The sequence below is a fragment of the Novosphingobium subterraneum genome (assembly GCF_000807925.1).
GTDB lineage: Bacteria > Pseudomonadota > Alphaproteobacteria > Sphingomonadales > Sphingomonadaceae > Novosphingobium > Novosphingobium subterraneum.
Genome location: NZ_JRVC01000001.1, coordinates 121,171 through 147,594, shown reverse-complemented (window position 1 = coordinate 147,594; position 26,424 = coordinate 121,171). Strand labels below are relative to the sequence as shown.

The window sequence follows — 26,424 nt, the reverse complement described above, 5'->3', positions numbered from 1 at the left end:
GCGCTCACATCTCAAGCCGCAAAGGCGGGCTGCCGGGGGTGGATCCGCATGGCAGTCGCAGCGGCAGCGCAATCGCGCGCGTCGCCCTTACAAAGCAATTGGACCATGGTTCGGGCAGATGTCGTCATGCCCTCTACATCCGTCAGCTCCAGGGTCGCTGCTCGCGCATAGACCTGTGCAACGCTGGCGCGCCTTGCATATTCCTCGAGCGTGGCGACTTCGCCTGTCGCTGCGACGACACTGACCATCAATTTCTGGTGCGCGAGGAGTGAGGCGAGCGCTTTGCCGGAAGCCGCAGTTCGGTCGAATGCTTCTAGCCGCCTCTGTATTTCAGGGATGGCAGGAGAAAGGTCCATCGAGACCAGTCTGACGATAGCCGTAGCCTCGATCCCGGCTAGAACCGCCTGCCGCTCCCACATTTCGTTCTTGGTCGGCCGATACCAAACAAACCTAGCCACATCTGCCACAATGAAGCCAAATGCGCGGAGTTCGCCAAACGCATATTCCCCCCAATCCGCGCCTTTACCAGACGCCTCGGCGAGAAGGCGTGGGTCGGGCTCAAGGGGTACACCGTCGCCCCGGATCACTGCGCGGCGGAGATGCTCGATATCGGCATCAGCGCTTTTGGCGAGCTTCTCGATCGCGGTCCGATAGAGCTGGTCGATTCCGTTGGGCATTGCCGGAGGATAGCAGCGAAGAGTGGATCATCAACCGGTCGGCGGCCAATCGCCCCCGTTGAGCTCCTTCACAAATTCAGCAATCCGTTTCCATTCAATGGCGGTTTCATCAAAGGGATCATGGGTCAGAATTCGTGCGCAAGCGGCGTCGACTTGTTCAGCATCAACGGGAATGCTTGCGTCGGCGCGATATGCTTCAATCGCGGCAAGCAAACGCTTGAAATCCTCGTAGTGCCTCATCAACGCTCCCGCTGGAAACTGATTCAAATCTAGGCCGATAATCCGCGAACTGTCGAGCCACTTTGCCGATTATAGACCGCTCCGCATGTTGTTACTTCATTGTGTTACAATGCAAAACGACTGCCGATTGCCCATTCAGGCAGCCCTGACCGTGATCTGGCTCCCGTTGGTTCCTTTGTGGACCGTAAAGCCGTTAGGGACTGCCTGCTGGACCAAAGGCACGTGCGAGATAAGCCCTACCGCGCGCCGTTCGCCCACGATATTCTGAAGCACCTGCAGAACCTGATCGAGCGTTCCGGCGTCGTTTTCCGTATCGAGGCTGCCGAAGCCTTCATCGATGAAAATGGTGTCGAGCCGGATGGCACCGTTTGTCATCTCGACGATGTCGGACAGCCCGAGCGCGAGGGACAAAGCTGCGATAAAAGTCTCACCGCCTGAAAGCGTGATAATCTCGCGGGCGCGGCCAGTCTCGATGTCGTGGACCCGAACGTCCAGCCCTCTCTTGGATCGGCCTCCAACACTGACGGTATCGCGCTCAAAGCGATACCGGCCACTGGTCATGGGATCGAGGCGCAGGTTCGCTGCTTCGAGAACCTGATCGAACATCGCACCGATGGCGAATGTCTCGAGACTGGTCCGCATCTCGTTCTGACCGTCGAAGGCTTCCGCAATTCCCCGCAGCGCGCCAGACGATTGCTCAAGGGCTTGAAGGTTCTCAAGCTGGTCTGCCAGACTGGTCTGCAGCTCGACAAGCGATTGGTGTTTCTGCTGAGCAGCAGCGCTCTGCTTCACTGCCTCGTCGGCGGCGGCCTGTGCCTGCGCGCAGCTCAGACGGTAGGGTTCGAGGCTTTGCCGCTGCGCGTTGCCGACCGCGTTTCTTGCCATCGTTTCCCGCGCGCGGGCTTCAACAAGGGCGGTGTCATAACCCGCGATTGCCTGCTCCAGTGCAGGGATCTCGGCAATGTCGGGGATCGCGGCGCGATAGTCTGCCTCGGCGATCCCAAGCTCGGTAAGGCGGGCTTCAAATGCTGATCGCTTTGCGGCGAGATCGATGCCGGTTTCGCTGACTGCGGTCGAAGCGCTTTGCAGTGCGGCTGCTGCCTTGATCGCAATGGCATCGAGCTCGCGCTGCCTCGCGTCGGCATCGGCAAGAGCCTGCTTCCGGCTGCTCACGTCTGCGCTGGCGGTATCGATTGTGGTCTGCAGAGTGTCTTGCTGGCGCAGGTTCTCGGGGACCGATGCAATCTTCTCGTCGTACGCCTGCCGGGCCAGTGCCTCTGCAAGCGTTGCCTTACCGAGGGCGTCTCGAGCCTGTTGGAGGGCCGCCGTCGCTGCCAGCTTGCGCGTGCGTGCGTCATCCAGTTCCTCGGTGAGAAGGCCGATATCGACGTCCGGGCCCAAACCGCTGATCTGGCCAAGGACGTGTTGCAGATCGCCATCGATCTCGCTCACGTCGCGCTTTGGCTCCATGAGCCCGTCCAGAACGGCACGTTTCGCGTCGAGCGTGGCACGGGCCGAGCTGGCGGCAGCCTGGGCCTCGCGATCAGCCTTTGAAGCGGCAAGCGCAGCGCCCTGAGCATTGCGCCACGCCTTTTCGAGTGCGCCCGCATCGCCTGAATCATGCGCCGGATCGGGGTGGTCGCTGGCGCCGCAAACCGGGCAGGGGTGCCCGTCCTGCAATCGCTGGGCAAGGACGCTGGCCTGGGCTGCAAGGAAGGCGCGCTCGTGCATCTCGGCTACAGCGACCGCTTCGGTATGGCGGGCCTGTGCGTCGCGGGCGATTTTTGATGCCTTCTCGCAGGCTTCCTGCGACAATTCCAAATCTTGCGCTGCCTTTGCGAAGGCCTGTGCTGCATCTACTTCGCTCTTCAAACCATCGCGAGTTGCGTTCAGCCTCTGTCGCTCAAGACCATTGGCTTGGGCCGCCGCGAGCGCCGCCTCCTTCTCTTCGCAGAGATCAGCAGCCTGTGCCTCAGCGTCGGCGGCTTGAGAGTGAGCCTGTTTTGCTTTTTCCAGCCCTGCCTCGGCGGCTTCAAGGCCAGCCAGACGCTCGGCGGCATCCACCAGAACTTGCTTGTGGCGGTTCAGCTGGTCGATCTTGCGCGTGATGTCTTCGATCTCATGATCGCGGGAGCGGAGATCGAGCAGCGTCGCATTCGCTGCCGAAAGAGCCTCGCTTGCCTCTCGTGCTTCGACTTCAGCGCTGGCGTGCGCATCAATCGCTTCGCGGTAGCGCCTCTGGGCATCGGCAACGCTGGCGTCGAGGTCCGATATGCGCCGCGCCAAATCGGCCTGGGATCTGCGGGTTCGCATCGCCTCGAAAGTCTGGCCCTGTGCCTCGAGCTGCTTGAGTGCAGCCGACGCAGCCTCGACTTCGACAAAGCGCTTTTCCTGCTCTTCAGCGGCCGCATAGGCTTTGTTGGCAACAGCGAGCACGGCCGCTGTCTCCGAGACTGCCAGCTGGGCAAATTCGTACCGTTCAAGTGCCGAGGCGATGCCGTCGGCGAGCTCGTCCGAGCTGCTGTAGCCCTCGGTTTGAAGGCGGCTTGCGTGTAAGCGGTAGCCGTCTTCGATCTCGCGTCTGATGTTCGCGGCATCGGCTTTGAGCTTTTCGGTGAGCCGGCGGTACAGAGAGACGTCGAACAGCTCCCGCAGAATCTCGAGCCGGTCCTTGCTGTTCGACACCAGGAAACGCTCGAACCTCCCTTGCGGCAACAGGACAATCTGGCGGAACTGTTGTGCGCCATAGCCGAGAAGACCTTCGACGTGGCTGAGGACGGCGCCGACCTTCTTTTCTGCGATCGGAACGCCCGAGTTATCCGGACCGACATCATCGATGGCGACGTCCGATACGTCGAACAGCCAGGCAGCGTGTGGCTGCATGGTGTGACCCTCGCCTCGCGCCTTCGGCCGTGCCTGGTCAGGTTGACGCCTGACATAATATCGCTTGGAGCCCAGTTCGAATTGCAGGCTCACCTCGGTCAGCAGATCCTCAGGCGCAAAGTCAGAGCGCATCGTACCGATGCCTTGCTCCTCCTTGGCCCCCTCGCCAAACAGGGCGAAAGAAATCGCGCTGAAGATCGACGACTTGCCTGATCCGGTTGGACCGTAAATCCCGAAAAGGCCGGCATCCGTCGCTTCGCGGAAATCAATCGTCTCCGCGCCGCCATAGGGACCGAAAGCGCTGAGGGTGAGCTTGATCGGCCTCATGCTTCTTCCTCCATCGTAGCGAAGGATTGCAGCGCGGAGGCCACAATCTGCCCCTCCGCATCCGACAGGGGCTCACCACGGATGAACTCGAGGAATGCGGAGGAGAGCGTCTGCGGGTCATCAATCGCCGCGCGCTGCTCTTCGAGGCGCAGCTCTACTGGTCGCTCGTTGCGTTCGTAAGCGAGCTGGACCGCATTGGGGTACACGGCCCTGATCCTTTTCATCGGGTCGATCTGCGGGGTGTCGTCCGTGAGAACGACGCGGACGATGTCATTGGACACTTCCGCGGCCGCGAGCAGCTCGAGCAGCTTGCCTCGGATGGTTCTGACCTGACGCAGCGGCCGCAGCGGCACTTCGGTCACCGTGACAGTGCCGTCGGCCGCAAGGTCGATCAGGCTGACCGACTTCTGCTGACCTTCCTCATCGAATCCGAATGCCAAAGGTGCGCCGGAATAACGGATGTGATCCAGTCCCACCGGTTGCGGGCGGTGAAGGTGCCCAAGAGCCACATAGTGTGCGCCCTCAAAGGCGGCCGCCGATACCGTCTCAATCCCGCCGACCATGCGCGTGAGCGGACGTTCGCTTTCGCTGGTTGCTGCGCCGTCGACAAAGGCATGGGCCACGACAACCCAGCGCATTCCCTCGGCCACGTGCTTGCGAGCGCTGGCAAGCTGGGCCCGGATGACATCTGCAGGGCAGCCGATGCCGTCGTCGTCGAAACACAGGCGGGCGGCGTATTCGAAGGCAAAGGGCAGGGCGGAAATGGCCACTGGCCCATGCGCATCGGAAACCACGAGCGGTCGCTCATCTTCATCCAATGGTCCGCGCACGATCGCCGCGCCGCCATCGGCAAGAACGCCCATCGCACCGATCTGTGCGGCGGAATCGTGGTTGCCCGCGATGATAACGATCGCTGCATCGGATGCTGCCCGCACCGTTGTGAGGAACTGCGAGAGGCGGGTTATCGCGCTTTGGGGCGGGTTTGCCCGGTCAAAAACATCGCCGGCGATGATCACGACATCGGGGCGTTCATCATCGATCACCGCGAGGATCTGGACGAGAATGTGGTCATGGTCTTCATCGAGGGACAGGCCATGAAATTGGCGGCCCAGATGCCAGTCGCTGGTGTGCAAGATGCGCATTATTCTGTCCTCGAATCCAAGTGCATATAAATTTTATATAGACGGGCGGTAGCTCGTCAAGTAGGGTTCGGACATGGACGATCCTGCACTCAAGCCGGCAATGCTCGCCCGCCTGGTCTATCTCGACCGGTGCCTGACTTGGCGCGGACAGGTGAATCGCAAGGACCTGATCGAGCGTTTCGGGATCTCGTCTCCGCAAGCGGCAATCGATCTGAGGGAATATCTCGACCGGGTTGCAGAGCCGAAGCCTCGCTACGACACGGTCCGAAAGTGTTATGTTGCCAACCCCCACCATCGCGGCCTGCCTTTTGTGGAGGATGCAGGCTCGCCGGATGAGTTTGTCGGCCATCCCACATCGAGCGGCCTTTCTGTTCTTCCATCACCGGCCCGGCAGTGCCCCCCATTTGTGATGCGTCGCCTATGGCAGGCGGTCGAGCAGCGGCAGAAGATCGAGATCGGCTATGTGTCGATGTCGAGTGGGCTGCGTCAGAACCAATGGATCGCACCGGCGCATTTTGCCTCCGACGGCGAGCGCCTGCACGTTCGGGCGTGGAGTTTCCACCACCGCGAATGGCGCGATTATGTTCCGGTTCGGGTCCATCCCGACAGCACCTTCGATGTGGCACCGGTCGGCGAAGACCTTCCGCGCGATGCTGACTGGGAGGAGTTCGTCGAGATCCGGCTTCGGCCGCTGAGCAGTCTGACGGAAGAACAGCAGGCCGCTGTCCGGTTGGAATATGGGTTCACGCAGGAAGTTCTGAGCTTCGAGGTCCGCAAGTCGCTCGAATTCTATGTCGAGCGACGCTGGGGGCTCAAACAGGCGGGCGCGCGATTGGAACGCTGTTAGCCCTCCCGGGCGAGGGAATTCTGCTGCCACAAGGAAAGGAGACGACCATGGTTGGAAACACGACCGTCGATCCGCTGGCATGGGCATCGGCGGTGACAAAGCCCGAGATTGACGCTGTCAGGAACCCGCGAACTGGCCATGTGCTCAATGTCCGCCGGTTGATCCGGGCATTCCGGTATGAGCGCGCAATTCTGCTACGCCAGAGACTTAAGGCGCTCGTCAAACGTGAAGACGCACGCCTGGTGTGCGCGACGTGCGGTGTTCCGGTTTATCTGGCGTGCAGCACGACCAAGCGGTTCTTCTTCCGGCATCGCCATGAAGATGGCTCGTGCCCCGCTGTCACGCGGACGCAGCTGAGCGAAGCCGATATCAGGGCCATGAAGTACCGCGGTGCCCAGGAGAGCGGGGCGCACAAGCGGGTCAAGGCACTTCTTTTGCGGAGCCTCTCGGCCGATCCACGGTTCAAGGATGTGGCCTCAGAAAGGACCTGGAAAGCAAGCGAGGGTCTCTGCGGCCTGCGCCGACCTGACGTTTCAGCGCGGACAGACACCGACAGACTCGCCTTCGAGGTGCAGCTGAGCACAACCTTCATGGACGTCGTGCTGAGCCGGAAGGAGTTCTATCGTGCCGAAGGAGCGGCGCTCGTCTGGGTCTTGCCGTACTTCCATCCGACCTATCGTCGCATGACCGATGATGACATCCTGTTCGGCAACAACTCCAACGTTTTCGTTGTCGATGAACGAAGTGCTGCCGCGTCGGAAGCGGCAGGAAGCTTCATCATGACATGCTGGTACCGCAAGCCGATCATTCAGGGCGATGAGATCGTTGATGAGTGGGTCGAGCGCTTGGTCCGGTGGGATGAGATCACGGTCGAAGTAGACCGCGAGACCATCATCGTCTTCGACTATGCCCAGGAGGTAGCAAGGCTCCGCGAAGAACTCAGAGCAGCGCACTTGGAAAGGATCGCAGCTGCTCAGGCCGCTGCAAGGCAGGTCCTAGAAGACCGGGCGAATGATCTGCGCGAGCAAGTGCTTCGGTTTGTCCTCGATGCCACGCGCGATGACCATGACATGCCTCGAAATCAGGAATGGGCTCTCCTCAATGACCGCCTTCGTTCCATGGGATACGGTCTGGACGGGGAATACCCGGACTTGCTTACGGCTACGCGCATCGTCCATCTCATCGAGAGCGCAAGGGCGGGAAAGCCGGTTGGCTTCGGCTACAGCAGTTTCACTGAGCTCGGCCATCATCTCATCCACCAACACCCCGAGCTGCTTCTCGCTTTCGGCCACATGCTACGCAGGTTTGGAACAAAAGAGGCGCTGTATCGCGACGATCGGACGGGCAAGCTGAGGGCAAAGCTCGACGCCATACGGTCTGAACTCACCCAGAACCCGAAATACAGGATGGCAAAGGATGAGGAGCGCTTGTGCGCGTTTCTTTCCATGGGAGCATCTCGAAAGGCACGACCCGACAATGACAATCGCGACCAGCAAGGCCGCGCGGCGGCATAAGCTGACCACTGCCAGCACAGGACACGACTAATGGGGCTTCTTACGCTCGTCTCGGCTGCAACCTTTGTCTGCACGCCCGTTGCCGTCTGGGACGGAGATGGCCCGATCTGGTGCAAGGAGGGGCCGAAGATCCGGATCGCCGGCATCGCAGCCCGCGAAATGGATGGGACCTGCTCGCGAGGGCACCCATGCCCGTCGTCTTCTGCCGTGGCGGCCAGAGATGCCTTGGTTCGTTTGCTAGGTGGACCGAAGGGCCAGCGCGACAGTGGTCACATCATCGTGCGGGCGCCAGCGATGCGATGTTCAGCGGACGGGCAGAGCTACGGCCGTGTCGTTGCCAGTTGCAGGCTTTCAGATGGTCGAGACCTCGCTCAAGCTATGCTGGCCACCAAGACGGTTTTGCCTTGGCGTTGAGGTTGCATGCTCGTCATGCTTTTTGCGGAAGGCCGCTGACCTGTTTCATCAATCGATTTCGTGGTTTATGCAGTCCTGAATTGGAGGAATCCTGTAAACCGTGCAGATAATCGACAACATCAACGTTCTGCTTGGTGACGAGCTCAAGAAAGACATCAAGCGCGGCCAGCGGCTCCGCATTGCCGCATCAAGCTTCTCCATTTTCGCGTTCGAGGCTCTGCGCAAGGAGCTTCACCAGATCGAAGAGCTGCAATTTCTGTTCACCGAGCAGACGTTCACTGCGGAGCGTGCGACAGACGGGAAGACGCGTGAGCGCCGCGAGTTCTTCATCCCTAAATCCAAACGGGTTGCCGGTCTCTCCGGCTCAGAGTTCGAGATCCAGCTTCGCAACCGGCTGACTCAGCGAGCGATCGCGCGGGAATGCGCTGAATGGATCCGGAAGAAGGCGCGCTTCAAGTCGAATGCGTCTTCGGCCCCAATGCAGCAGTTTCTTGCGGTTGACGGAGCGCTGGCCAGCGTCGCTTACATGCCCCTATCGGGATTCACGGCAGTCGACTTGGGCTATGCTCAGGGCAACGCTGTTTCCAATTTCGTGAACCGCTTCGACGAGGCGATGCACACCCAGAGCTACATCCAGCTCTTCGACACCATCTGGTCCGACCCGTCGCGCGTGGAAGATGTCACCGAGGCGATCTGCGACCACATCGCCTCGGTCTATCGGGAGAATTCCCCCGAGCGCGTCTATTTCATTATGCTCTACAATATCTTCCATGCGTTCCTGGAGGATATCGATGAAGACGTTCTGCCCAATGACCGGACGGGCTATCAGGAGAGCCTCGTCTGGCAGAAGCTGTTCAACTACCAGCGTGATGCAGCAACCGGGATCATCAACAAGCTCGAGACCTTCAACGGCTGCATCCTGGCGGACAGCGTCGGTTTGGGGAAGACCTTCACCGCCCTGGCGGTGATCAAGTACTACGAACTGCGCAACCGCTCGGTCCTTGTGCTGTGTCCGAAGAAGCTGACCGATAACTGGCTGAACTATAACACCAACCTGAAAACCAATCCGTTCGCCCGGGATCGGTTCAATTATGACGTCCTGTGCCACACGGACTTGTCTCGCAGCTCGGGCTCATCGAACGGCATTCCGCTCAACCGGGTGAACTGGGGCAACTACGATCTGGTGGTGATCGACGAGTCCCACAACTTCCGGAACAACGATGCGTTCAAGGAGAAAGAAACCCGTTACCAGAAACTCATGAACCAGGTCATCCGGGCCGGCGTGAAGACGAAGGTGCTGATGCTGTCCGCGACACCCGTGAACAACCGGTTCAATGATCTGCGCAACCAGCTGGCCCTGGCCTATGAGGGTCACTCCGACACGCTGTCGGAGAAGCTGAATACCACCGCCAGCGTCGAGGAGATCTTCCGCCGGGCACAGGCTGCCTTCAATCGCTGGTCCAAACTGCCGCCCGAGCAAAGGACCGCGGAGACGATCCTGACAGAACTCGATTTCGATTTCTTCGAGCTGCTCGACAGCGTGACGATCGCCCGGTCACGCAAGCATATCACGACCTTCTACGACATGACCGACATCGGCCATTTCCCGCAGCGCCTGAAGCCATTGTCCTTCCGGCCGCCGCTGACCGATGTGCCTGGCGCCATGGACCTCAACGAGATTGTTGCGCAGCTGACGCTGCTCAAGCTCTCGGTCTACGCGCCAACCAGCTACATCCTGCCGAGCCGCCTCGCCAAGTATGAGGCGCTCTACGACACGGACGTCTCGAGCGGTGGTGGGAAGCTGCGGCAAGCCGATCGCGACAAGAGCCTGCAGGCCCTGATGACGGTCAACCTGCTGAAGCGCCTTGAAAGCTCAATCCACGCATTCCGGCTGACCTTGGGCTCATTGGCGGACAACATCCGCAAGACGCTGGAGGTGGTTGAGGACTACCGCTCTGGCCGCGGCGCCAGTTCGATCGTCGACTATGCTGACGACATCGAAACACTCGAGGCCGAAGACGATGAGCTTGAGGGTTTCGGGGCCTACCGTGTCGGCGGCAAGGTCCGGATCGATCTTGCGGACATGGACGTGCCCGGCTTCGCACATGATCTTGAAGCAGATCTCGCCCTGATCGATGCCCTTCTGGGTGAGATGACCCGCATCACGCCTGAGCATGACAAGAAGCTTCAGCATCTAAAGAGCCTGATCGGCGAGAAGCTGGACCGGCCGATCAACCCCGGCAACCGCAAGGTGATCATCTTCACCGCCTTCGCTGATACGGCGCACTATCTCTATGACCAGATCGCAGCCGAGATGCTCACCCAGCACCGCCTTCACACCGGGCGCGTGACAGGGTCGGACGCTCCGAAGTCCACGCTCGGCAAGGGGCACGATTTCCAGACGCTGCTGACTCTGTTCTCGCCGCGCTCAAAGGAGAAGGCGGCAATCATGCCCGATGAGCCGGGTGAGATCGACATTCTAATCGCCACCGACTGCATCTCGGAGGGCCAGAACCTCCAAGACTGCGACTTCCTGGTGAACTACGACATTCACTGGAACCCCGTCCGGATCATTCAGCGGTTTGGGCGGATCGACCGCATCGGCTCGCCCAATGCGCAGATCCAGCTGGCGAACTACTGGCCGGACATCACCCTCGACGATTACATCAAGCTCAAGGAGCGCGTCGAAAACCGCATGATCATCGCCGATGTTACCGCGACCGGCGATGACAATGTCCTGACCGCCAAAGCCAGCGACACAGCCTATCGCCGCGAACAGCTGCGCCGGTTGCAGGAAGAGGTCATCGAGCTCGAGGATGTGCGCACCGGCATTTCGATCACGGACCTGGGGCTGAACGATTTCCGCATGGACCTGCTCAACTACGTGAAAGAGCACGGCGACCTCGCCACGACGCCTAAGGGACTTCATGCAGTGGTCCCGGCTGAACCTGCCAAGGGGCTGGAGCCGGGCATCATCTTCGCGCTGAAAGCCGTGGGCGGAGATGCTTCGGCCAACCGGCAGAACCGCCTGCATCCCTACTATCTGATCTACATGGGAAATGATGGGAGCGTCGTCGCCGATCAGACCCAGGTGAAGCGCCTGCTCGATCTGGTGCGGACTGCGGCCAAAGGCGTGACAGCCCCGGTTCCGCCAGCATTCCGGCCCTTCAATGCCCGAACGGCCGACGGACAGGACATGAGCGGGCCGTCCCAGCTGCTCAACGCCGCAATCCGCGCTATGATTGACGCCAAGGAGGAGCGGGATCTCGACAGCCTGTTCTCGGCCGGTGCCACCACTGCGCTCTCCCACACCATCCGCGGTCTTGAGGACTTTGAACTGATCGCCTTCGTCGTTGTGGAGCAGGCAGAGGCCGGAGCTGCTTCGTGACCCTCTATGCGTGGCCGCCGCGAACGGCATTTGGCCGCGCGATCCCGAAGAGCCGGATATACGGCGCCGCGCAGGTTCCGCGCGCTATGCAGGCCAAATTCGTCGATCAGGTCGAGCGCATGGAGTGGACCCACGTGCTTCGCGCGGATCGGTTGAACCTACGACCTTCGGCAGACGTCGAGGAAATAGCGGTCATCGCGATCGACCTCCATGCGCCGGACGTCGAACCGGCGGTGCTGGTGGCGATCGAGAAGGCCATTCCGCGGCCTTTGATCCTCGAACTCAACCATGCCGGGCGCACTCGGATGGCAATGGCGTGGAAGCGCCCCAGTCAGGCGGAGGCGGGCAAGTGGGTCACTGCAACGCACGCCTTCACCGCTTGGGAAGCGGGGGATGCACCGCGTCAGGCTCTGCCCACCGCGCTGGACATGGGCACGCTCTATGCGCGGCTGCTCGAGCCTCTGCTACCGCCCCGGCGGAGCGACGACGAGCCGATTGCGGTGCGTGTTGCCCGGGCGGAAGAGGCCGCACAGATCGAACGCGAGATCGCGCGCCTCGAAAATGCTCTGGCAAGGGAGAAGCAGTTCAACCGCAAGGTTGAGGTCAACGCGGCGCTTCGTGCGGCAAAAGCAAAGCTCGGGGAACTAAGGGGCTGATTGTATTGGATGGGCGGTGGACGCTGGCGTAGCCGCTAAGGGGTATCGACATCCATCCTTTGGGCGGGATGCTCCCATGGCTGCCCCATCCAAATTTGCCGATCAAGTACCGCTGACTGTTCGACAAAAGCCATCGTGGCCGCTAGGAATTCGGGCCATGGACAAGATGAAAATGCACAGCCCGGACCTGTCTCAGGACAACATTGCCAAGATCCGCGCCCTTTTCCCTGATTGCGTGACAGAGGCCGCCGACGAGCAGGGCAACATCCGGCTCGCCATTGACTTCGATCAGCTGCGCCAGACGCTTTCGGATCATATCGTCGAAGGCCCGCAGGAGCGTTATCGGCTCGACTGGCCCGGCAAGCGCGAGGCGCTTCTCACTGCCAATGCCCCCATTGCCAAGACCCTACGGCCTTGCCGCGAGGAGAGCGTGGACTTCGACACCACCCAAAACCTCTTCATTGAAGGCGACAACCTCGATGCCTTGAAGCTCCTTCAGGAAAGCTATCTTGGTAAGGTAAAGCTGATCTACATCGATCCGCCCTATAACACCGGCAAAGACTTCATTTATCGAGATAAATTTTCATCTTTGAAGGCCCAGTATGAGAATCTTACTGAGCAGCGCGACGCCGAAGGCGGTCTGCTGGTAGCTAATCCTGAAACCAAGGGCCGGTACCATTCCGACTGGCTCACTATGATCTACTCTCGCCTGAAGGTTGCGAGAAACCTGCTAGCCGAGGACGGTCTGATTTTCATCAGTATCGATGATGTGGAACAGGCTGCCCTTAAGCAGCTCTGTGCAGAAATATTCGGTGAGAAGAATTTTATTGCCCAGCTGACTTGGGAAAAAGGCCGCAAGAACGACGCGAAATTCTTTTCACTCGGCCATGAGTACATGCTTGTATATGCACGAAATCAGCTCATTCTACGCGAGCGAGGCGAAATTTGGCGGGAAGAAAAGCCTGGCGCTAAAGAAATTTGGGATGAATTTGTGCGTCTGCGCAGCATCCATGGTGACAACTTTAGTCTGATGGAGAAGGAATTAGGAGCCTGGTTTGCAGAATTACCTAAGTCTCACCCTTCTAAGAAATGGTCGCGATACAAGCGTATCGACAAAAATGGACCCTGGCGAGATGATAACATATCGTGGCCAGGAGGAGATGGTCCACGTTACGATGTCATTCACCCGGTTACAAAACAACCTTGTGCCGTCCCGGAGCGCGGATGGATCTATTCGTCTCATGAGACCATGATGGAGAAGATTAAAAGCGGAATTGTCGAGTTCCGTGCAGACCATACTGACCCTCCTCAGCGTAAGACCCACATTCGACCGATCCCGGAGGAATTGGATGACGACGCTGATATATTCGAGGAAGTAGATGATGAGCAGGGCGATACCGAACTGGCGACCCAGGTAAGGCCCTCGGTGATTTACAAACAGTCTCAAGTCGCTGTGAAATACCTTCGAAGTTTGATGGGTGGCAAGGTATTTAATAACCCCAAGGATCATGAAGAACTGGCAAAACTTATTGTCTATGCTACGCCTCGTAATCCTGACGCAATTATCATGGATTTTTTCGCGGGATCTGGGAGCACAGCTGAAGCAGTTTTGACGGCGAATGCAACCGCAGGTACAAATCATAAGTTCGTGGTCGTGCAGTTGCCTGAAGACCTTGATCAGGCCGCTTCAGCAACGACGGGCGCAGCCAAAAAGACGGTGCAAAACGCCATCAAATTACTGGATAAGGTGGGTAGGCCGCATCTGCTCTCCGAAGTGACGAAAGAGCGCATTCGCCGCGCGGGCATGGAAGCCTTGAAGGGGAATGTCAGTGAGGGCTGGAACCGTGACGTCGGCTTTCGCGTGCTCAAGGTCGACAGCTCCAACATGAGCGAGGTCTACTACAGCCCCGACGAGGTGAGCCAGGACGAGCTCTTCGGGCAAGTGGACAGCGTGAAATCGGATCGCACCGGAGAGGACCTGCTGTTCCAGGTGCTCATTGACTGGGGTGTGGAGCTGACCCTGCCGATCAACCGCGAAACGCTGCATGGCAAAACCGTCTACTCGGTGGATGGTAATGCGCTGATCGCCTGCTTCGACACCGGCGTCACCGATGAGCTGGTGAAGGAAATCGCCGCCCGCGCGCCACTGCGCGCCGTGTTCCGCGACACCAGCTTCGCCCGCGATGCCGATCGTATCAACGCCGAGCAGCTCTTCCGCCAGCTCTCACCGGTCACCGAACTGAAGGCCATCTGAGCCATGGATCAGGCCGCGCTCACCTCTCTGCTCGCCCAGCTCATCGCCAATTGGGAGGATGAGGTGGTGGAGTTCAAGGAGGCCGGGAAAGACTACGACACGGACAAGATTGGGCGCTACTTCTCGGCTCTTTCGAATGAAGCCAATCTGCGCAACGCAGAGCGTGGATGGCTGGTTTTCGGTGTCAATGACAAGAGCCGAAAGGTGGTGGGTACAGCCTATCGTCCTGAGATCGACCGGCTCCTCAGCCTCAAGAACCAGATGCGCGACGGTACTGAGCCGAGCGTCACGCTTCGAAACATTCATGTACTGATCGACGAGGATGGGCACCGGGTTATTCTCTTTGAGATCCCTGCCGCACCTCGTGGCATGCCCATCAGCTGGAGCGGGCACTATTTTGCCCGAGCCGGCGAAAGCCTTATGCCCTTGGGGCTCGACAAACTCGATGAGATCCGCGGCCAAACCATTGCTACGGATTGGACGGCACAGGTTGTTGAGGGGGCAACGCTGGCCGACCTTGACCCAAAGGCGATCTCTGTTGCGCGAGAACGATTTGCTGAGAAGCATGCACGGCGGGTCTCGCCAGAAGAAGTGGCAGGCTGGAGTGACGCTACCTTCCTCGACAGAGCGAAGGTCACCCAGAATGGCGCGATAACCCGCGCAGCACTGCTGCTACTTGGCAAGATGGAGGCGGCAGGAAAGCTAAGTCCGCACCCGGCCGAGATCACCTGGAGCCTACGCGGGGAAGAGCAGGCCTATGAGCATTTCTACCCGCCGTTTTTGCTCACATCCTCCGAGGTCTTTGCCCGTATCCGCAACGTGCAGATCCGCATCCTGCCACAGGACCAGCTGCTGGCGCATGAGGTGTCGAAATATGACCAAAGCGTGGTTCTTGAGGCCCTGCACAACTGCATCGCCCACCAGGACTACACCCGCAACGGCCGTATCGTCGTCACCGAATACCTCGATAGGCTGACTTTCGAGAGCGAGGGCGGTTTCGTGGATGGCGAGCCCACGGATTATGCCACTGGTGCCCGCTCGACACCGCGCCGCTATCGTAACAGCTGGCTGGTTCAGGCAATGGCCGAGCTCAATATGATCGACCAGATGGGGTATGGCATTCAGCGCATCTATGAGGCGCAGCGGAGGCGGTTCTTCCCGTTGCCCGATTATGATGTGAAGGATCCGACCGCGGTCAGCCTGACAATTCATGGCCGCGTGGTCGACCCCGCCTATAGCCGCTTGCTGATGCAGCAGGCCGAGCTTGATCTGGTCGATGTCGTCAATCTTGACCGGGTACAGAAGAAGCTGCCCATTACCGACGATGCCATCAAGCACCTGCGCCGCCGGAAGCTTATCGAGGGGCGCAAACCGAACTTCCATGTCTCAGCGACGGTGGCAGCGGCAACGGCCACGATGGCCGACTATGTCCGCACCCGCGCGCAGGATGATGAGTTCTATGCTAAGCTACTGACTGACTATCTCGCGGGCGCAGGCCGTGCCACACGTCGGGAGGTCGACCAGCTGTTGCTCGACAAGCTGAGCGACGCCCTCACGCCCGAACAGCGCACCAAGAAGATTGCCAACCTGCTCACCAAGCTGCGGCGCCAGGGGGTGATCGTGAACAAGGGTCCGCGGGCGGCGCCGCAATGGATGCTTGCAGAATGAAATGCGCGATGATTGCGGCCTCTTGCAGAAAGGTCGGGCGGATAAGTCCAAGGGATTCCGTCGTTTCCCTCTTTCTGCACAGCGGAAAATTCTCTTTCCAAAGTTATGAATGCAGAAAGGGCCTGCGTCGGCCATGAAGCTCAAATTCAAGGTTCAGCCCTACCAGACCATGGCCGTCGACGCGGTGGTCGATTGCTTTGCGGGCCAGCCCTTCAGCGTCGGTCCAGCCTACAGGATCGACCCGGGCAAGCGGAACCAGGCAGAGGCGTTTGACGATGAAGGGTTCCGCAACCCGGATATCGCGCTCACCGACGCGCAGTTGCTGACGAACATCAATGCGGTCCAGCGCCGGCAAAATCTCCCACAATCGCCATCCCTGACCAGCTTTGTCACGCGGGATGCGAAGGGCAGGGCGGTGCCCGCTCCGGCTGCCTATCTCAAGAATATGGCCGCCGCCGCCCCGCTTCATCTCGATGTCGAGATGGAAACGGGGACCGGCAAGACCTACTGCTACATCAAGACGATGTTCGAGCTGAACCGGCGCTATGGCTGGTCGAAGTTCATCATCATCGTCCCGAGCATCGCCATCCGCGAGGGTGTCGCCAAGTCGCTTTCGATCACAGCGGAGCACTTCACCGAGACCTACGGGAAGAAGGCGCGCTTCTTCATCTACAACTCGAAGCGTCTGCACGAGCTCGAGAGCTTCTCGTCCGATGCCGGACTGAACGTGATGGTCATGAACATCCAGGCCTTCAACGCCAGCGGCAAGGATAACCGCCGCATCTATGACGCCCTCGATGACTTCCAGTCACGCAAGCCAATCGATGTGATCGCCGCCAACCGGCCGATCCTGATCCTCGATGAGCCGCAAAAGATGGAAGGCAAGGCTACGGTCGAAGCGCTTCCCAAGTTCCGCCCCCTGTTCATCATGCGTTATTCGGCAACGCACCGGACCGAGCACACCAAGATCCACCGGCTTGATGCGCTGGACGCCTACAACCAGAAGCTGGTGAAGAAGATCCAGGTCCGGGGCATTGCGCTCAAGGGACTGACCGGCACGACGGCCTATCTCTATCTCGAGGGGATTGAGACGGTCGGCCGCGGCAAGGGCGGGCCCTTTGCCCGTCTGGAGATGGAGATCAAGGACACCACCGGAACGATCAAGCGCCGGCTGAAACGCCTGAAGTTCCGCGATGACCTCTACGATCTGTCAGGCGGGCTCGACCAGTACCGTGACCTCGTCGTGTCGCAGATCGATGCAACCGCCGATACCGTCGAGTTCACCAATGGGATCACGCTTAAGGCTGGCGAGGCTTATGGCGACCTGTCGGAGCGGGACATCCGCCGGATTCAGATCCGCGAAACGATCCGCGCCCATCTTGAAAAGGAGCGTCAGCTCTTCGCCCAAGGGGTCAAGGTGTTGTCGCTGTTCTTCATCGACGAGGTAGCCAAGTACCGTGACTACAGCCGTGACGATCAGAACGGCGAGTATGCTCGCATGTTCGAGGAAGAATATGCCGAGGCTGTTGCGCTCGTGCTCGCTGAGCTTCCGCTTGATGAGGCTGCTTGGCGCAAGCACCTCGAGGCGATCCCGGTAGCCAAGACACACGATGGCTATTTCTCGATCGACAAGAAGACCAAGCGGTTGAAGGACCCCGAGGTTGGCGCGCGGTCAACGGATTCCGACGATAGCGATGCCTACGATCTCATCCTGAAGAACAAGGAGCGACTGCTTTCCTTCGATGAGCCCGTCAGGTTCCTGTTCTCCCATTCCGCGCTGAGGGAAGGGTGGGACAACCCGAACGTGTTCGTGATGTGTATGCTCAAGCACAGCGAAAACACGGTTTCACGCAGGCAGGAAGTGGGGCGCGGTCTCCGACTGGCCGTAGACCGGTTTGGCGAAAGGCTCGACCATCCCGCGACCGTCCACGACATCAATATTCTCTCGGTGATCGCGAGCGAAAGCTACACTGATTTCGTAGCGGGACTGCAGAAGGAGATCGCCGAAAGCCTCTCCGCCCGGCCGCGCAAGGCCAGCCAAGCCTTCTTCGTGGGTAAACAGCTGCACACGCCGGAAGGGCCCGTGACTGTCACCGACCAGATGGCGACGCAGATTCACCGTTACCTGATCAAGCATGACTACATCGACGACGCAGATCAGATCACGGACACCTATGATACCGCGAAGGCCGAGGGCACTTTGGCCGTGCTGCATGACGATCTGGTCCCGTACCAGGCTGAGGTCTTCAGCCTGATCGACAGCGTCTACAGTGATGCCGCTCTTCCCAAGTTCGAGGACGGACGGAAGCCCAAGCGCAACCCGCTGAACGACAATTTTCACAAGGGTGCCTTCCAGGAACTCTGGAGCCGGATCAACCGAAAGGCCGTCTACCGCGTGGAGTTCGACACGGCGGAGCTGATCCAGAAATGTATCAGTGCCCTCAACAGCGAATTGCGCGTGACCAAGCTGCAATACACCGTGCAGACGGGAATCCAGACGGACGAGGTCACTGATGAGCAATTGCGGGGTGGGACTGGTTTCAGCGTTACGCGTAACGAAACCGTCCAGGCCGCGTCGGCCCGCTCGGCGGTGAAGTACGATCTTTTGGGGAAAGTCTCAGAGGCGACCGACCTCCTGCGGCGGACCGTGGCCCAGATCCTCACCGGCATCGAGCCTGCGATCTTCGACCAATATCGCGCCAATCCCGAGCACTTCATTTCTGAGGCGGCGCGGCTGATCAAGGAACAGAAGGCAGGGCACCTGATCGAGCAGCTCGTCTACGATTCGATCGATGAGCGCTATGACGCCGACATCTTCACTGCGGCGGAGATCGGCCAGGATTTTTCACGGGCGACCGAGCGGCTGAAGAACCATGTCTTCGACTATTGCATCACAGACTCAGGGGTCGAGCGCGACTTCGTCGGGGAGCTGGATACAAGTGCGGAGGTCGAGGTCTATGCGAAGCTGCCACGCGGCTTCCTCATCCCGACCCCTGTGGGCGACTACAATCCCGATTGGGCCATTGTGTTTCGCGCCGGTGCCGTGAAGCACATCTATTTCGTGGCGGAAACCAAGGGGTCGATGTCGTCGCTTGCGCTTCGAGACCTCGAGCGGGCGAAAATCGACTGCGCCAAGAAGTTCTTCGCCAAGCTAGCGGAATCGAACCCGACGCCCAATGTCAGGTACGGGGTAGCTGATAGCTACAACAAGCTGATGGAGATCGTGACGACTTGATCCTGCCCCCGCGCCTCTAAGCTCGCCCGAATAAGGCGCGGTCAAAGTCCACCCCGCCGGATCGTCCGATACACGGTCGGCCGAGAGACCTTGAACAGCTTGCCGAGGTCGCTGATCGAGTATTCGCCGGTGGCGTGCATCTTGAGCAGTTCGCGCTGTTGGAGGTCGGAGAGCTTCGGCGGCTTGCCTCGGAGTTTGCCCTTGTCCCGGGCGATCTTCATGCCCTCGCGGGTTCGCAGCCGGATGAGGTCGCTCTCGAATTCGGCGAAGGTGGCGAGGATGTTGAAGAACATCCGGCCCATGGGATCATTGGGGTCATAAACCTGCTTGCCCAGCGCCAGGCTCACGCCGCGCTTCTCCAGCTCATCGGCGATCGCCCGCGCGTCCGGGACCGATCGGGCGAGGCGATCAAGCTTCGGCACGACCAGCGTCTCGCCGGCGCGGACCGCAGCCAGTGCTTGGGCGAGGCCGGGGCGATCGCGGTTCCGGCCGGTCAGGCCGTGGTCGGTGTAGATGCGGTCTTCGGGCACACCGAGCTCGATCAGCGCGCGGCGCTGAGCAGTGAGGTCCTGCTTGTCGGTTGAGCAGCGGGCATATCCGATGAGGGTGTTGGTCATTTGTAACGGATGAGGCCCCTGTGTGAGAATATAAAGCGTACCACCTTAATGAGAGACCCTGCAAGCCGGATTTGCGGAGGGCAGGGGGGTCTGACCTCTGCTCCCTCAAAAGTGTCCGGTGAGCGATCGCTTTCGGACAAGCATCCGCAAGGCATTTCAATTTTTGCGAGGCGTAGATAAAATAGTAAGCCCCTCTCATTGGGCGCTTTGAAACGGTTGCCGCCTCAAAGCTCTACTGCGACTTTGTCGGCGTTCTGTGTCTCGACTCGCATTTTGCGCGCGAGGGCGCCGATGCGGCATTCATCGGTCTGCACCGCGAGAACGTCGCTTCTTGGTTACAAGAAATGCGACGCATCTCCTCCAAAAGGAGCATCGGGGAAAGTCAGAGCCGCACGAAATCGGTCTCTGGACTCAGCGCCAATCCTTTCAATGGCCTTGTCTGTTGATCTTTGCTCTGACCGGGCTCAAATCGAATTTACGCCGACAACGGGCTTGCGATTGCCCTGATCGCTTTGAGCCCGCTCCCGAACCGCGCAATCTGCTCGCGATGGGCCTCCAATTCGCTGTAGGGCAGATAAGAGATATCGAGGTCCGCCACGCGGCTGAAGGCAGGCCGGGCAATTTGGGCGCGCACATCCTTTTCCCGGTTGCCGGGAGCGACGAGGAACAGTCCCGCCGCAGCGTGGAACTTACTGCCACTGAGCGCCAGATCGAGCATCCGGACGATCCCGGAATAGATTGAGGTCGAGTGCTCGACCTCGAAGGCGGCGGCAACCTGAGCGTTATCCCGTTCAAGCCAGAGCACGTCGATCAATCGGATTGCGTCCGCACCTGGCGCAGTGGCGATTTCATCGGGCAACAAGTCGAGGCAGCCCTTGCCGAGCGGCGCGCCCTCGAACAGGCGGCCCCGGTCATTGGCAGCGATCCAAACGCGATATCCGAGCGCCATGCCGATGTCGCGAAGCCACGCCTGCATTTCGCTGTGGGTCCGTTCGCTCTCGCCCTGGGCGAGTTGCGTCTTGTCGAGCCGGGCCGCTTCCTCGCGGACAACGTCGAGCCTTCGGCTCCAGTCGTCGGCTTCTTCCCCGCCCAAAGGCGGGGCGGGGTAACGGCCGGAGCCGATGTCGAACAGCAGTCCTCCGATTGCCCCGAGGTCGTTCGACAGGAGGTCGCGATATTGGTCGTTGAGATCGAGTATTCCGCTCCGCATCGCCAGGAACTGTTCCCAGCTGCCCAGCTTTACCTTTGCGCCCGTCAGCGCGTTGTAGCCGCTGACGATCGCGGTGTTGAACGGCGCGATCAGCGTTGGATGCAGGAAATAGAGCAGATTGGCGACCGCCGGACCGAGCCCCTTGATCTTGAGTGCGTCGATTTCACGAATTTGGGAGATGACATCTTCCGCCTCATCACAGCAGACGCAATTGTGCAGCAGGCGACCGAAGGCGCGCTGGTTGGTCGGGCTTTCATAGATATCCGGGATGCGCAACTTGGGCTTCCAGAGGAAGGCATGGTCGGCACCTTTGAAGATTTGGCGTTGCTCGGCGATGGAATGGACAACCGTTTCGAGCGACGAGCCGCGATAGGCAACGCCGAACGACCCATTGTCGATCTCGGCCACGACCTGCTGGATGCCGCGCCGGATGGAGCGGAAATTCTTGATCCGTTCGTCCCACAGAAACCAGCTTTGATAGGTCGCACCCGGGTCTTCGCGCCAGCTTTCGATAAGCTTGCGCACAAGCGCGGGTCGGTCAGAGGCGCTCATGCTATAGCCATCAGCTGGCGGGCTGCTTGGGTTTGCGCGAGGAGCTGTGCGTCGAGATGATCCGCCATGCTTGCCCATCCCATTTGAGCACGCTGGTGGCAACGCCAAGACGCTCGATTGCTTCGTCCGATTTGAGGACAATTCGATAGGTATAGGTCTCGGTTGCGACCGCAATGGGTCCTTCGAGCCTGATATCGACTTCGTAGTCGCCGAACGCAAAAGATTTGAACTCCTTGAGTTCGGGCCCGAGGTGATGGTCGCGATAGGCGCCGAAATTGCCTTCGACCTTGCCCGATTCAACCACCACGGCGTCAGGCGCAAACAGCTGGTCGGTGCCAGTAATATCGAGCCGCTCAACCGCAGACTTGTAAGCAGACAAAACCGCTGCGACGCCTTCCTGGCCGTTTTGCTGGGCAACGGCAGAGGTGCCGACAGAAATGCTGGCAATCAGCAAGAGCGCGTTGCCAGCTAGTGAAGTTCTACGCATTGTCTCTCTCCCCTGTTCAGTTTTGGATTGGCGGGTCTCAAGGCTTTCCGCCCGGATGATTGTGTCCGTGCGAGCCATGAAAGAAGTGCATGAGCGGGCAGAGCAACAGGATCGCGTATGGCAATAGCCCGAGCGCGTGTGCCCAATGTTCGCGCAGCAGGTAAAACAGCGCGATCGCGGCGAAAGATGCCGCTGCGAGAATGGCGGGACGGGTGAAACGCATCGGCTAGATCTCCACGTGCTTGAGGCGGAGGGCATTGCCGATGACGCTGACCGAGGACAGCGCCATGGCCGCAGCTGCGATGATCGGCGACAGCAGCAGTCCGAACAGCGGGTAAAGCGCCCCCGCCGCAACGGGAATCCCCGCGACATTGTAGGCGAAGGCGAAGAACAGGTTTTGACGGATATTCGCCATGGTCGCATGGCTCAGGTGCCGGGCGCGGACAATCCCGGTCAGGTCGCCCTTGAGCAGGGTGACGCCCGCGCTTTCGATTGCGACGTCGGTTCCCGAGCCCATCGCGATGCCGACATCGGCGGCGGCAAGCGCAGGGGCGTCGTTCACCCCGTCGCCGGCCATCGCGACGATCTTGCCCTGGTCGCGCAGCCGCTTGACGATGGCGCTTTTCTGGTCCGGCAGCACGTCGGCTTCGACTTCGGCGATACCGAGCCGCCGCGCAATCGCCTCGGCCGTAACGCGGTTGTCGCCGGTCAGCATGATGACATGGATGCCCGCTTCGCCGAGTGCCTTGAGCGCAGCGGGGGTCGTCTCCTTGACCGGATCGGCGATGCCGATCGCCCCTGCGGCCTTGCCGTCGATGGCGAGGAAGATCGCGGTTGCGCCCTCGCTGCGCATCCGGTCGGCGCGCTCCGCGAGCGCACCGGTCGCAATGCCGCTTTCGCCCATGAAGCGGGCATTTCCGGCGACGAGAATGCGGCCATCGACAGTGCCGGTGATGCCCTTGCCGACTGGCTGATCGACACTGCTCGGCTCGCTGATTGCAAAACCTCTAGCTTCTGCTTCCCGCACGATCGCGAGCGCCAGGGGATGTTCGCTACTGCGCTCGAGGCTGGCGGCGAGACGCAGCACTTCGTCTGCGTCGAACCCCTCGGCGGTTTCGATGGCGACTACGGCGGGCTTGCCTTCGGTCAGCGTGCCGGTCTTGTCGACGACAAGCGTATCGACCTTTTCCATCCGTTCGAGGGCTTCCGCGTTCTTGATGAGAATGCCAGCCTGTGCGCCGCGACCGACGCCCACCATGATCGACATCGGTGTGGCAAGCCCGAGTGCGCAGGGGCAGGCGATGATCAGCACCGCGACCGCTGCGATTAGCCCGTAGCCCATCGCCGGGGACGGGCCGATCAGCGACCAGACGATGAACGCGATCGCGGCAATCGCGATCACGACAGGAACGAACCAGCCCGACACCGTATCGGCAAGCCGCTGGATCGGCGCACGGCTGCGCTGGGCGTCGGCTACCATCTGGACGATGCGGGCCAGCATGGTGTCGCGGCCGATCTTCTCGGCGCGCATGACCAGCCCGCCGGTCTGGTTGATCGTCCCGCCGATCAGTTTGGCGGCGGCCTCCTTGGTCACCGGCATGGACTCGCCGGTCACCATCGATTCATCGACCGTGCCGCGGCCTTCGAGCACCACGCCATCGACCGGCACCTTCTCGCCGGGACGGACACGCAAGGTGTCTCCAACCATGACCTCGTCGAGGGAGATTTCCTCGTCGCTACCGTCAGAGCGGATCCGCCGGGCGAGCTTGGGCGAGAGATCGAGGAGCGCACGGATCGCCCCGCTGGTCGTTTCGCGGGCGCGCAGTTCGAGTAGCTGCCCGAGCAAAACCAGAACGGTGATCACCGCCGCCGCCTCGAAATAGACCGCGACCGATCCATCCTCGGCACGGAACGCGGCAGGGAACACGCCGGGGGCAAGCGTGGCCGTCATGCTGTAGGCCCAGGCGACGCCGGTTCCCATCGCGATCAGCGTGAACATGTTGAGATGGCGACTTTTCAACGAAGCCCAGCCACGCTCGAAGAATGGCCAGCCGGCCCACAGGACCACCGGCGTCGCCAACACCATCTGGACCAAATTGGCGATCCCGCCATCGAGCATGTGGCGCAGTCCGGTCAGATGCCCGCCCATTTCAAGCGCGAAGACCGGCAGCGAGAGCACGAGGCCGATGACGAAGCGCCGCTTCATGTCGGCATATTCTGGGGAAGGGCCGTCGTTTTGCGTGGGGGTCATCGGCTCCAGCGCCATGCCGCAGATCGGGCAGCTTCCGGGACCCGGTTGTTGGACCTCCGGATGCATCGGGCAGGTCCAGATCGCGCCTTCGGGTGCTTCGTGCTGCAGCTGCGGTGCTGTTCCACCCGATTGGTGGGTAAACCGCTGGGGGTCGGCGATGAATTTCGTCCGGCAACCCTGGCTGCAAAAATAGAAGGTTTCAGCCTCGTGCGTAGCTGTCGGTGTCGAATCCTCAGGTTCGACAGTCATGCCGCAGACCGGATCGTGAAGCCTCGACGATTCGGTAGTGTGGTGGCGGGAGGCCATGTGTTTGCTCCATGGTTATCCTCCCGCCTCCGGCCCGCAGGCTGGGCGACCCGACGGGCATGCCGAACGGGAAGGAACGGCTAGCTGCTAATCTTGGATACGCGGATCGAACCGTCATCCCTCAAGCTGGCATCGCTTTTCTGGCCACCCGCGGCCCCGAAGTCTTTTTCACCGCACAGGATCGAGATAGATCCAGTCACAGTCTTCACGTGTTGGAGTTCGCGCACCTTCGCGAAGCCCGCCTCGCGCAATAAAGGGATGAGCACGCCGTCGGCATTGGGCTGGGTGTCCGCAATCCCATCGAGCTGCTGGATCGTTGCCCTGAACAGTCTGCGCATGAGCCAAGAGCGCTGCTCGCCATAGTCCGCGATGAAGAGGCGGCCTCCTGGCTGGAGTATGGCATGCACTTCGCGCAGCAGTCGCAGTTTCTCGTCGAGCGGAACCTGATGAAGCACCAGGCACAGCGTCGCCAGACTGGGCACCGGCCAGTCCGCTACCGCCTCTGCCGAGAAGAACGATTGCCTGAATTGGGCATCGATACCGGCTCGTCGCGCTTTTTTGCGGGCGATGTCCAAGGCATGAGGGTCGGGATCGATGCCGAAATAGCGAGTGGCCGGATTCTTGCGTGACACCAGCAGGGCAAGGCTGCCGGTTCCGGCACCGATGTCGAGCAACAGGTCGTGGTCTTCAGGAGCCAAGAATTCGACCAAAGCCTCGCGCCAGACTGCCTCGCGGGTCGATAGCCGGACACCGGCATCGTAAAGCGGCGTCAAAAAGTGATAGCCAGCGGCGGGCGTGTAGGAGCCGCTCCCGGTCATCGGCGTACCCCGCTGCGCTGCGGTGCGGGATCAGTCGCTGCTAATTCCGCAGTGAATGGCTCGACAAGCTGTGCTAGATAGGTCTCGGGATAGTCGGAGCGACCGGCAATACCGAGCGAGCTAGCGCGAATCTGGGCGCTCGATCGGAATTGAGCCGTCCCAAGCATCACATCCCAGATCGTCAGGAACAGACCGAAATTGACATCGCCCTCGGTCTCGGACGCGAGGTGATGGTGGCGATGCACCGGCGCGATCGCCCAGAGCAATGCCAGGGGCCCGACCCGCATGTCGACATTCGAATGTTGCAGCTGTAACTGGATGGCGACCGCGAACGATCCGACAATCGCGACGTCCTGCGGAATTCCCAGTAGCAGCCACGGCAATGTCCCGACGGAAATCTCGATCAGCTGGTGGATCGGGTGTTTAAGCAAGCAGTTGAATCCGTACATTCGGCGCACCGAATGGTGGACCGCATGGAAGCGCCACAGCAGGGGGATCCTGTGACTGGCGTAATGGGTCAGGCTGATCCCGGCATCAAGCAAGATGATCGCCAGCGCTAGCTCGGCCCAGAACGGCAGCAAGGAAGGCCAGAGCGGGGACCAGGGGACGAGGCTGGCAAAGAAGGGAAGCAAGAGCACCAGCACGAGGATCGAGCCTTCGTTGACCAGCGCATGGGCGATGTCGCGGCGGGCGTGGCCATGGCTGCGATTCCAAACCGGCTCGAACGGCGCAACGCGCTCCGATACAAGCGAGGTGACAATCGCCAAAGCGAACAGCGCGATCAGCCAAATGGGCGATCCACCGGACGAAACCAGCACGGCCGCGGCCCCGACAAAGCCGAGAAAATAGACAGGTGCATAGAGAGTTCGGAAGAGAGACATTCGGGCGATCCCATACGGTTCGCTCGGTTCTCTGCGGCAAGCGCAGCGCCGGGTCTT

General features: G+C 60.3%; 18 protein-coding genes. 7 read left to right on the top strand and 11 right to left on the bottom strand.

Annotation, left to right across the window (positions count from 1 at the left end):
• Positions 1-11: 11 nt before the first annotated feature.
• The 4 genes from NJ75_RS00670 to NJ75_RS00655 form a co-directional block, all read right to left on the bottom strand.
• A complete protein-coding gene (locus NJ75_RS00670; RefSeq protein WP_039330791.1) occupies positions 12-677 on the bottom strand; it encodes a hypothetical protein in 666 nt (221 codons plus the stop codon).
• Positions 678-707: 30 nt separating this feature from the next.
• Complete coding sequence (locus NJ75_RS00665; protein ID WP_039330790.1) at positions 708-917, bottom strand: hypothetical protein; 210 nt, start codon at positions 915-917, stop codon at positions 708-710.
• Positions 918-1,052: 135 nt separating this feature from the next.
• Positions 1,053-4,127: an AAA family ATPase gene (locus NJ75_RS00660; RefSeq protein WP_039330789.1), complete on the bottom strand. Its 3,075-nt coding sequence runs from the start codon at positions 4,125-4,127 to the stop codon at positions 1,053-1,055.
• Positions 4,124-5,269, bottom strand: coding sequence for an exonuclease SbcCD subunit D (locus NJ75_RS00655; RefSeq protein WP_022677993.1), 1,146 nt, complete (start codon positions 5,267-5,269; stop codon positions 4,124-4,126). The genes NJ75_RS00660 and NJ75_RS00655 overlap by 4 nt, the downstream gene beginning before the upstream one ends.
• 100 nt (positions 5,270-5,369) lie before the next feature.
• On the opposite strand from NJ75_RS00655, the gene NJ75_RS00650 reads away from it, so the two are divergent.
• The 7 genes from NJ75_RS00650 to NJ75_RS00620 all read left to right on the top strand — a co-directional run bounded on the left by NJ75_RS00650 (position 5,370) and on the right by NJ75_RS00620 (position 19,245).
• Positions 5,370-6,116: a WYL domain-containing protein gene (locus NJ75_RS00650; RefSeq protein WP_156135675.1), complete on the top strand. Its 747-nt coding sequence runs from the start codon at positions 5,370-5,372 to the stop codon at positions 6,114-6,116.
• A gap of 92 nt (positions 6,117-6,208) precedes the next feature.
• On the top strand, positions 6,209-7,630 hold the full coding sequence (locus NJ75_RS23145; protein ID WP_169745685.1) for a DUF6035 family protein: 1,422 nt from the start codon (positions 6,209-6,211) through the stop codon (positions 7,628-7,630).
• Positions 7,631-8,144: 514 nt separating this feature from the next.
• Entirely contained in the window at positions 8,145-11,432 is a 3,288-nt protein-coding gene (locus NJ75_RS00640; RefSeq protein WP_039330788.1) for a helicase-related protein, read from the top strand.
• Entirely contained in the window at positions 11,429-12,088 is a 660-nt protein-coding gene (locus NJ75_RS00635) for a DUF4391 domain-containing protein (RefSeq protein ID WP_039330787.1), read from the top strand. Before NJ75_RS00640 ends, NJ75_RS00635 begins: the two co-directional genes overlap by 4 nt.
• Positions 12,089-12,245: 157 nt before the next feature.
• Positions 12,246-14,342 carry a site-specific DNA-methyltransferase gene (locus NJ75_RS00630; protein WP_039330785.1) on the top strand — a complete coding sequence of 699 codons (2,097 nt, stop codon included), beginning with the start codon at positions 12,246-12,248 and terminating at the stop codon, positions 14,340-14,342.
• Between the two features lie 3 nt (positions 14,343-14,345).
• The gene (locus NJ75_RS00625; RefSeq protein WP_039330783.1) at positions 14,346-16,010 is read left to right on the top strand and encodes an RNA-binding domain-containing protein; all 1,665 of its coding nucleotides are present in this window, start codon (positions 14,346-14,348) and stop codon (positions 16,008-16,010) included.
• Between the two features lie 133 nt (positions 16,011-16,143).
• Complete coding sequence (locus NJ75_RS00620; protein ID WP_039330934.1) at positions 16,144-19,245, top strand: type III restriction-modification system endonuclease; 3,102 nt, start codon at positions 16,144-16,146, stop codon at positions 19,243-19,245.
• A 41-nt stretch (positions 19,246-19,286) separates the two neighbouring features.
• On the opposite strand, the gene NJ75_RS00615 is transcribed toward NJ75_RS00620, so the two are convergent.
• From NJ75_RS00615 to NJ75_RS00585, 7 genes are all read right to left on the bottom strand, one after another.
• Positions 19,287-19,862 (bottom strand): recombinase family protein, encoded by a 576-nt coding sequence (locus NJ75_RS00615; RefSeq protein ID WP_039330781.1) that lies wholly within the window; start codon positions 19,860-19,862, stop codon positions 19,287-19,289.
• A 475-nt stretch (positions 19,863-20,337) separates the two neighbouring features.
• Positions 20,338-21,624: a hypothetical protein gene (locus tag NJ75_RS00610; protein WP_052241822.1), complete on the bottom strand. Its 1,287-nt coding sequence runs from the start codon at positions 21,622-21,624 to the stop codon at positions 20,338-20,340.
• Positions 21,625-21,634: 10 nt separating this feature from the next.
• Positions 21,635-22,111: a YybH family protein gene (locus NJ75_RS00605; RefSeq protein WP_039330776.1), complete on the bottom strand. Its 477-nt coding sequence runs from the start codon at positions 22,109-22,111 to the stop codon at positions 21,635-21,637.
• Between the two features lie 37 nt (positions 22,112-22,148).
• Positions 22,149-22,334 (bottom strand): DUF2933 domain-containing protein, encoded by a 186-nt coding sequence (locus NJ75_RS00600; RefSeq protein ID WP_039330774.1) that lies wholly within the window; start codon positions 22,332-22,334, stop codon positions 22,149-22,151.
• A 3-nt stretch (positions 22,335-22,337) separates the two neighbouring features.
• Positions 22,338-24,668 (bottom strand): heavy metal translocating P-type ATPase, encoded by a 2,331-nt coding sequence (locus NJ75_RS00595; RefSeq protein WP_052241820.1) that lies wholly within the window; start codon positions 24,666-24,668, stop codon positions 22,338-22,340.
• Between the two features lie 80 nt (positions 24,669-24,748).
• A complete protein-coding gene (locus NJ75_RS00590) occupies positions 24,749-25,486 on the bottom strand; it encodes a class I SAM-dependent methyltransferase (protein ID WP_067511735.1) in 738 nt (245 codons plus the stop codon).
• A complete protein-coding gene (locus tag NJ75_RS00585) occupies positions 25,483-26,367 on the bottom strand; it encodes a sterol desaturase family protein (protein ID WP_039330770.1) in 885 nt (294 codons plus the stop codon). Before NJ75_RS00585 ends, NJ75_RS00590 begins: the two co-directional genes overlap by 4 nt.
• Positions 26,368-26,424 lie beyond the last annotated feature (57 nt).

Coding starts and splice junctions, on each gene's coding strand:
- NJ75_RS00590 (WP_067511735.1), bottom strand. CDS start 25,486: ATGACCGGGAGCGGCTCCTACACGCCCGCCGCTGGCTATCACTTTTTG.
- NJ75_RS00615 (WP_039330781.1), bottom strand. CDS start 19,862: ATGACCAACACCCTCATCGGATATGCCCGCTGCTCAACCGACAAGCAG.
- NJ75_RS00670 (WP_039330791.1), bottom strand. CDS start 677: ATGCCCAACGGAATCGACCAGCTCTATCGGACCGCGATCGAGAAGCTC.
- NJ75_RS00650 (WP_156135675.1), top strand. CDS start 5,370: ATGCTCGCCCGCCTGGTCTATCTCGACCGGTGCCTGACTTGGCGCGGA.
- NJ75_RS00610 (WP_052241822.1), bottom strand. CDS start 21,624: ATGAGCGCCTCTGACCGACCCGCGCTTGTGCGCAAGCTTATCGAAAGC.
- NJ75_RS00630 (WP_039330785.1), top strand. CDS start 12,246: ATGGACAAGATGAAAATGCACAGCCCGGACCTGTCTCAGGACAACATT.
- NJ75_RS00600 (WP_039330774.1), bottom strand. CDS start 22,334: ATGCGTTTCACCCGTCCCGCCATTCTCGCAGCGGCATCTTTCGCCGCG.
- NJ75_RS00585 (WP_039330770.1), bottom strand. CDS start 26,367: ATGTCTCTCTTCCGAACTCTCTATGCACCTGTCTATTTTCTCGGCTTT.
- NJ75_RS00665 (WP_039330790.1), bottom strand. CDS start 917: ATGAGGCACTACGAGGATTTCAAGCGTTTGCTTGCCGCGATTGAAGCA.
- NJ75_RS00620 (WP_039330934.1), top strand. CDS start 16,144: ATGAAGCTCAAATTCAAGGTTCAGCCCTACCAGACCATGGCCGTCGAC.
- NJ75_RS00595 (WP_052241820.1), bottom strand. CDS start 24,668: ATGGCCTCCCGCCACCACACTACCGAATCGTCGAGGCTTCACGATCCG.
- NJ75_RS00655 (WP_022677993.1), bottom strand. CDS start 5,269: ATGCGCATCTTGCACACCAGCGACTGGCATCTGGGCCGCCAATTTCAT.
- NJ75_RS00605 (WP_039330776.1), bottom strand. CDS start 22,111: ATGCGTAGAACTTCACTAGCTGGCAACGCGCTCTTGCTGATTGCCAGC.
- NJ75_RS00625 (WP_039330783.1), top strand. CDS start 14,346: ATGGATCAGGCCGCGCTCACCTCTCTGCTCGCCCAGCTCATCGCCAAT.
- NJ75_RS00660 (WP_039330789.1), bottom strand. CDS start 4,127: ATGAGGCCGATCAAGCTCACCCTCAGCGCTTTCGGTCCCTATGGCGGC.